This window comes from Variovorax sp. H27-G14, from assembly GCF_046156345.1.
In the GTDB taxonomy this organism is placed as follows: Bacteria; Pseudomonadota; Gammaproteobacteria; order Burkholderiales; family Burkholderiaceae_C; genus Variovorax.
The window spans coordinates 1-6,287 of the sequence record NZ_JAYLVN010000045.1 but is presented as its reverse complement, the minus strand read 5'-3'; the positions used below and the strand labels follow the sequence as shown (position 1 = coordinate 6,287).

At 65.8% G+C, this 6,287-nt stretch carries 6 protein-coding genes; 5 read left to right on the top strand and 1 reads right to left on the bottom strand.

Annotation, left to right across the window (positions count from 1 at the left end; all coding sequences use genetic code 11):
* The 3 genes from VLK31_RS36055 to VLK31_RS36045 all read left to right on the top strand — a co-directional run.
* On the top strand, positions 1-508 hold a 508-nt coding region (locus tag VLK31_RS36055), incomplete at its 5' end, for a hypothetical protein (RefSeq protein WP_409173298.1).
* A gap of 5 nt (positions 509-513) precedes the next feature.
* A complete protein-coding gene (locus VLK31_RS36050) occupies positions 514-1,476 on the top strand; it encodes a DUF6708 domain-containing protein (protein WP_409173297.1) in 963 nt (320 codons plus the stop codon).
* A 34-nt stretch (positions 1,477-1,510) separates the two neighbouring features.
* A complete protein-coding gene (locus tag VLK31_RS36045) occupies positions 1,511-1,675 on the top strand; it encodes a hypothetical protein (RefSeq protein ID WP_409173296.1) in 165 nt (54 codons plus the stop codon).
* A 264-nt stretch (positions 1,676-1,939) separates the two neighbouring features.
* Here the strand turns inward: VLK31_RS36045 and VLK31_RS36040 are convergent, their stop codons facing one another.
* Positions 1,940-3,496 (bottom strand): FAD-dependent monooxygenase, encoded by a 1,557-nt coding sequence (locus VLK31_RS36040; RefSeq protein ID WP_409173295.1) that lies wholly within the window; start codon positions 3,494-3,496, stop codon positions 1,940-1,942.
* Between the two features lie 241 nt (positions 3,497-3,737).
* On the opposite strand from VLK31_RS36040, the gene VLK31_RS36035 reads away from it, so the two are divergent.
* Together VLK31_RS36035 and VLK31_RS36030 are read left to right on the top strand one after the other, a co-directional pair.
* Entirely contained in the window at positions 3,738-5,495 is a 1,758-nt protein-coding gene (locus tag VLK31_RS36035) for an OPT/YSL family transporter (RefSeq protein WP_409173294.1), read from the top strand.
* A gap of 128 nt (positions 5,496-5,623) precedes the next feature.
* Positions 5,624-6,037 (top strand): GFA family protein, encoded by a 414-nt coding sequence (locus VLK31_RS36030; protein ID WP_409173293.1) that lies wholly within the window; start codon positions 5,624-5,626, stop codon positions 6,035-6,037.
* Positions 6,038-6,287 lie beyond the last annotated feature (250 nt).

Genomic DNA, 6,287 nt, shown 5'->3' with positions numbered 1-6,287 from the left:
TGGCAGCGTAAGGGCACTACAGAAGCGCTCAAACACATCGAATGCCGGTGCAACGAGCCGGCGAGCGCTGCGACACAACACGCGCGCTCGTCATCAAGTCAATTTACGACTTGATCAGATGTTCCCTTGTGGCGCGGTTGCTCGACTTATTGCTCGTCGCGTCCTCCTGCGTGCTGCAGGGGTTATTACTGCTGAAGCGCTCGCCGCGTCCGCTGGTGTCGTAGTTGCCGCTGTCTCGGGCGTCGGCTTGGTATTACTCATCGCCGGTATCGGTGCCACGGTCTTCGCTATCCTGACCACGCGCACCGACCTTCAACGCTGGGCGGCGCGCAGCTACTTTGGCAAGGACAGCATGGTTGATGCGCCAAGGTTTGCCACCGCGCAGGAAGAAGACGCGGCGCTGGAGCAAGCGCTCCAACCACCAGCTGTTGAAGCGCCAGCACCGGCCGAGCCAGCGGCGGACGATCGGAGGTTCAGGCCGAACGGCAGCTTCGGGATATACGGATGATCGGCTTGTTCAACACCAGCGGGCAAAGCACCGATGAGGCGCGAGAAGGCGGCAAGGTCTTCGGGCTGGTCAAGCGCTACAACAAGAGGCGTGCGGCCGGTGCACAGGCGGGCCATCAAGGACGGCTATCGGGCGTGTATAGAAACGCGATTGAAATCAATGGGGGGTCGTTGGTGGCGGGGGGGGGATTCACGACAGCGTTCGGACTTATCTGTGGTTCGATCGGCCTTTACTTTTTTTGGTCCGATTTTTATCAAGACTTGATCGAAGGACACTATTTGCTGTCACTTTTTGCGGTGATGAGCATGTTCTGCGTCTTCCTCATCGGCATCTACTTCGAGATGTTCAGCCCCAGCGAAGCCCCGATCTACTTCGATCGCGCGCGCCGCAAGGTCTACTACGTGCACCGCGCCGCACGTCGCCGCTTCATCCTGTTTGGTTCTTCAACAGTCGAAGCCCGCGTCATCGATTGGTCGCTGGTCGACGCCGAGCACCACACCACCGTGCGCGCCAGCACGGCCAGCGTGGGGCGTGACCATCATCTGATCTTCCTCATGCGCAAGAGCGAAGACGATCCCACCATCGTGGACTCGTACATCATCTCCGGCATCGACTTCCCCAGCGCCATGTGGGAGTACATCCGCCGGTACATGGAACGCAATGCGCAGCCGCTGATTGCAGGCGAAGCCCCGCCGTACAGAGGCGCTGCCTTCGACATGATCGAAGCGCTCAAGCAACGAAGAAAAAACTACTGGCTGGACTGGAAGGAACTGCCGTGGTCACAGTTCTGGCAGCACCTGGCACTGCCGTTGTTCGCGGTGTTCTTCGTTGTCAACCGCTTCGTTGTATGGACCGCGCAGAAGGTGACTTGGCCGCGAGAGGTCAAGGATGCGCTGGGCGCACCCATCACCGAAGAAGACTTGAAAGCCGACACGGCACACAAGCTGCGTCCTGCGGGCGACCCATGAAGACCTTCATTCCATACATCGCGCTGCCGTCACCGTGTTGCTGTACATGCTGTGGCTGTTCTGCAACCGGCTGGCCGAGTGGACGGCGCGGAAGGTCGAGTGGCCCAAAGACATCAAGGATGTGCTCGGGCCGGTCATTCGTGCGTTGGACTTGCGGAGAGAAACCCACCGCACTCTCCAGCCCGAGGAGAAAGTATGAGGTTGTTGGATGGATGGAAACTGGGCGAATCCTGATTGTCTGAGCGTGCATGGCGGTCGGTCAGGAATTCATTGGGCCATTCCTTGAAATGGTCGAACCCGTGCCCCAAGCCAGGATTGACAGGATGTTCGGCAAGTTCGCGATTGAAGGGTAGCCAGGCGGCCGATCAGCAACGGGCATTGCGTATCCATTTCACCCGCCTCCCGGCACAAGGTGCGGTGAAGACACAGCCACGGAAGAGATGATGAGCTGCCGACGCAGGCCTCAAGCGTCGCCGAACCACCGCGATGCGGCCTGTGCAAGCGCCTCCTGGTCTGGAGCATCGGTTCCGTCTGGCGCACCCGCACCGGCCCAGGCGACGATGCCGTCAGGGCGCACCAGCACCGCATTCAACCCGAGCCCGTCCTTCACTGCACCTGCGATGTACGTGATTCGACCGCGCCAGCGGCTCGCCAGCGCTTGCAGTGGTGCGCCCGCGTCGAAGTCCAGCAAGAGGCCGTTGCCGCTTCGCAGGTGGTCGCCGAGCCTGGTGCCGTCGGCCAGTTCGAAGTCGGGCGCGCTGCGCCCGACCAGCGGGTGGCTGTCGCCAAGGTCGTAGCGAAGCAGCACGCCCCACACGCGCTGCGCGAAGTACGTGGCGCCGTCGCGTGTCTCCATGAGGTCGCGCACGATGGCTTCGAGCGCTCGCGAACTCCGGCTCGGCCGCATGAGCGCGACCTGCGCGCGCGACCAGTCCAACGTCTGCGCGCCCACCGGATGCCTTTCTCGGGCGTAGCTGTCGAGCAGGCCGGCCGGCGCGTCGCCGCGGACCGTGGCCGCCAGCTTCCACCCGAGGTTCATTGCGTCGCCGAGCCCGAGGTTCAGCCCTTGGCCGCCCAATGGCGAATGGATGTGGGCGGCGTCGCCGGCAAGCAGCACGCGCCCGTTGCGATAGGTCGTGGCGTGAAAAGCGCGGTCCGTCCAGGTGGTGGCAAGCCGCAGTGCCGTCACCGTGACGTCGGTGCCGGAAATTCGCCGCAGCACCAACTGCACATGCTCCAGCGCAACCGGCTGCGTGCGGTGGAACGCACCCCCGTCGAAATCGACCATCGCAACGGTCCCGGGCGGCTGGTAGGTGTACATGCCCGTGGGCGTGTAGTGGCGGCCCGGCGCGAGCGTGTGTGGATCGGCCAGCTCCACTTCAACTGAATAGCCGGTGAACTCGGGATCGGTGCCGACAAACTCGAAACCGCCGAGCTTGCGCACGGTGCTGCGGCCGCCGTCGCATCCGACGAGCCAGCGTGCGCGAAAGGTCTGGTCGCCGGCACGGAGGGTCACGCCGTCGTCCGACTGCTCGAAGCCTTCCACGCCAAGGCCGCGCTCAACCTCCACACCCATCGCGCTGGCGCGAGCGGCCAGCACGGATTCGATATGCGCCATCGTGGTTGCCACGTTGCCGCCCGCCGGGCTGGGCAGGCGGTAGGGCCACTGGGTGGTGTCGATGGTGTCGTGGAAGAACTGGATGCCCGCGAAATGACCGCCCGGGCGGCGCGCCTGCTGCATCCAGTGCGCGGCGGCCGAAACGCCGCGGCCAACCGATGCATCTTTTGAGCCTTGCGGCGGCGCAAGCTCGTTCAGCAGCCCGCGGCGGTAGAACGCTTCGGTGCTGGGAACGGACAGCCCACGCATGCCGAACGGGAGCTGCTTCAGGGGCGAATGCGGGTCTTCGGCCTGCTCCAGCACCAGCACGGACAGACCGGCCAGGCGCAACTCGCAGGCCAGAAACAAGCCGACCGGGCCTGCACCGGCAATGACGACGTCGTGAATCAAGGTATCGCGCATGAACTGCTCCTTTGGGGTCGTTCGACCGGAGCGGTTCGTCGTTTCGAGAACCACACGGACGAACAATGAACGCTTCAACAGCATCCGGTGTTCGTCGAGGGGACGCATGCACGAGGCAGGGACAGAGCTTTCGTTACCGAAAGGACTTGGGCTTACCAAACCAAGTCTGCCTTTTTCGACCGGGGCAATATAGCAGCCGCCCACCACCGGCAACCCCCGCGAGTGCGCGATCATCCGCCCCATGAACTCACCTCCAGCCCCCCGCTGGCGCTGGTTGCCCGCCGAGGGCAGCTGGCGCTACCACCTGCTGCTGGCCAGCCTGGGCATCTTCGTGCTGGGGCCGTTGGCGGGCGTGACCGCGGCATACATGAACCTGTCGCTCGGCTTCTTCGTGGGCGGCCAGGTGCTGGCGGGCCTGCTCGGTTCGGCCGTTACCGCGGGCTACGGCGCGGGCGGGCGACATGGCGCCAATTACATCCAGACGGCGGCCGCCTCGGTGACCAGCATGAGCGGGCTGGGCGTGCTGCTGCAGGCCATGGCGTGGATGGGGCTGCCGCAACCGCCGGCGTGGCAGATGGTGCTGTACCTAGGCTGCGTGGGCATGTTCGGCGTGGGCGTGGGCATGCTCTACACGCCGGTGCTGGTGGACCGCATGCGCCTGGCCTTTCCGTCGGGGCTGGCGGTGGCCAACATCTTGCGGGCGCTGACCGACCCGGCGCTGCTGCGGCGCTCGGTGCGCCAGCTTGGTGGCGGCATGACGCTGGGGTTGGTCACGGGGTTGGCAGCGGCGCGCCTGCCGGTGCTGGGCGGTATCGGGCTGTCTGCATCGACCTTTGGCGCGGGGCTGGTGATCGGCGCGCGCATCGGCGTTCCCGCGGTGACCGGCGGGCTGATCGGCGTGGCGCTGCAGCCGTACTTCGTCGCCATCGGCTGGCTGCAGCCCGGGGACCCGCCGCGCAAGATCATGTTTCTGATCGCGCTGGGCGCGATCATGGGCGCGGCCCTGGTGGACATGGCGCTGATCTTCGCGCGGGCCCTGCCACGCGGTCGGGGGTGGTCCGAGAACGCGGCGGCGCAGCCCGCGGCCAACGGGGCCGACCCAGTCGACCCGGCCAAGGCGTGGCTGCGCATCGACAGCCTGCGCCTCGTGCTGTGGGTGGCCTTCTGGGCAGCCGCCACCGTGGTCTGCGGCCACTGGCTGCTGGGGCAACCTGTCTTCTATCTGGTGATTGCGGTGGCGCTTGTCTTCGTGTTCGCGCTGGTCAACGGCATCTCGGTGGGCGTGAGCGACGCCAACCCGATTTCTTCGGCCTTCGTCGTGACCATCGTCATCCTTGCCGCGCTGGGCTTGCGCGACCCGGGCGTGGGCCTGATGGCCGGTGCGGTGCTGCTGGTGGCGACCGGCGTAGCCTGCGACATGCAGCAAGACCGCTCCACTGGCTGGCGGCTCGGCACCTCGCGCGTGCTGCAGTTCCGCTACCAGGTGCTGGGCGTGGTGGTGGGCGCCGTGCTGGCAGTGGTGTTCGCGCGGCTCTTCATGGCGGCGTACCCGGTGCTGCTGCAAGACCAGACGGTGCTCAAGGCCGACCAGCAGCCGGCCGAATGGAGCTCGGCCATGACCTACAAGTTTGTTGGCGTGCTGCGCAGCCTGACCACTGACCTGCCGTTCCAGCGCACCGCCATTGGCGTGGGTTTGGCGGTGGGGCTGTTCATCGAGGTGCTGCGCAAGTGGCTGCGCCCGCGCAGCTTCGTGCTCGATGCCATCGTGCTGCCGTCGCCGTATGCGCTGGCCTTTGGCGGCTTCGTGAGCCTGTCGACGTCGTTGTGGCTCGGTGCGGGTGGTGTCGCGGGCAGCCTGTGGGGCGCGCGTGCGGCGGCAGGGCACGACGCGCCACAGGACATGAACAGCGCCTCGCTGTTCGGCGGCGGGCTGATTGCCGGCGACGCGCTGGCGGCGGTGGGGTTGGGTGTCGCGAGCCTGCTGGCGATGTTGACGTAGGCCTGTGGCCTGGCCGCCGCGTTGGCGCGATTCACGACGATTTTGTTACTCCCTGCTGCGGCCTCTGCGCGCATAGATTGGCCCCACGCGCTGCATTGCGCGTGCATCACATCGAAAGGGCGAGAAACATGAACCCGACCTACACCGGCGGCTGCGCCTGCGGCGCCATCCGTTACGAAATTGCCGGCGAGCCGATCGTGCGGAACCACTGCCAGTGCCGCGACTGCCAGCACATGAGCGGCACCGGTCACGGCACCTACCTCACCTTTGCGCGCGGCGGCGTGCAGCACAGCGGCCAGGCCACGCTGTGGGCCCACGCGGGCGACAGTGGCAACCTCAAGACGCGCGCGTTCTGCCCGGCTTGCGGCTCGCCCGTGTACATGACCTTCGCGGCCATGCCCGACATCTTCACCGTGCATGCCGCGAGCCTCGACGACCCGGGCCGGTTCAGCCCGCAGCTGATCACCTACGGCGTGCGAGGCCACGCCTGGGACGTGCTGGACCCGGCATTGCCGAAGTTCGACCGCATGCCGGCGATGTGAGTGCAAGCAGCATGTGGAGCAACCTCCAGGCCTGGGTGGATGCGGACACGTGTGACTGGCGGCGGTGAGCGACGCTCACGCCGACGGGGTGCCTTGCTCCGCGAATGTCCCCCGGGGCTGCGCCCCTCCTCCTGATATTGTTTCCACCGCTCCCGTAGCGCTGAAGGGAGCCCGTTCGGTGGACCCTGTTCTCCTCCTTGGGTTGTTTAGCCCGCAATAAAGAGTGGGGACCCGGACGGATTCGACGCTG

Coding starts and splice junctions, on each gene's coding strand:
- VLK31_RS36040 (WP_409173295.1), bottom strand. CDS start 3,496: ATGCGCGATACCTTGATTCACGACGTCGTCATTGCCGGTGCAGGCCCG.
- VLK31_RS36035 (WP_409173294.1), top strand. CDS start 3,738: ATGAACTCACCTCCAGCCCCCCGCTGGCGCTGGTTGCCCGCCGAGGGC.
- VLK31_RS36030 (WP_409173293.1), top strand. CDS start 5,624: ATGAACCCGACCTACACCGGCGGCTGCGCCTGCGGCGCCATCCGTTAC.